This is a genomic window from Pseudoalteromonas sp. P1-7a (genome assembly GCF_001401855.1).
Taxonomy (GTDB): Bacteria; Pseudomonadota; Gammaproteobacteria; order Enterobacterales; family Alteromonadaceae; genus Pseudoalteromonas.
Map to the genome: position 1 here is coordinate 1 of NZ_LKDU01000095.1, position 487 is coordinate 487.

The following is a 487-nucleotide window of genomic DNA, read 5'->3' on the forward strand; positions in this document are numbered from 1 at the left end:
ACGACTTGTTAGTCGAGGGATTTTAAATCCCTTGTGTCTACCAATTCCACCACTCGGGCATCGAGTTTGCTATTTAAAGCATGTGGAGTAATTAAATGGAGGCGGAACCCGGAGTCGAACCGAGGTGGACGGATTTGCAATCCGCTGCATGGCCACTCTGCCATTCCGCCTTAACGCTTCCAAATAATTTGGAGCGGCACACGAGGCTCGAACTCGTGACCTCGACCTTGGCAAGGTCGCGCTCTACCAACTGAGCTAGTGCCGCGTTAAACTTTGTCAGTAATTTGTCCGTTGGTGCGCGACCATGTCGCGGTAAAACGTTCTGGCAACTGAGTTAGTGCCGTATTAAACTTTTCATTAATATTTTATCTAACTTTTAATTATCTTGATAAAATAATTAAAAGTGGTGCCCGAGGCCGGACTTGAACCGGCACGACTTGTTAGTCGAGGGATTTTAAATCCCTTGTGTCTACCAATTCCACCACTC

General features: G+C 46.8%; 2 tRNA genes. Both read right to left on the reverse strand.

What is annotated here, in order from left to right:
- Nucleotides 1-96 precede the first annotated feature (96 nt).
- A tRNA-Cys gene (locus AN389_RS19620) sits at nucleotides 97-170 on the reverse strand.
- A 19-nt stretch (nucleotides 171-189) separates the two neighbouring features.
- A tRNA-Gly gene (locus AN389_RS19625) sits at nucleotides 190-265 on the reverse strand.
- Nucleotides 266-487: the final 222 nt, after the last annotated feature.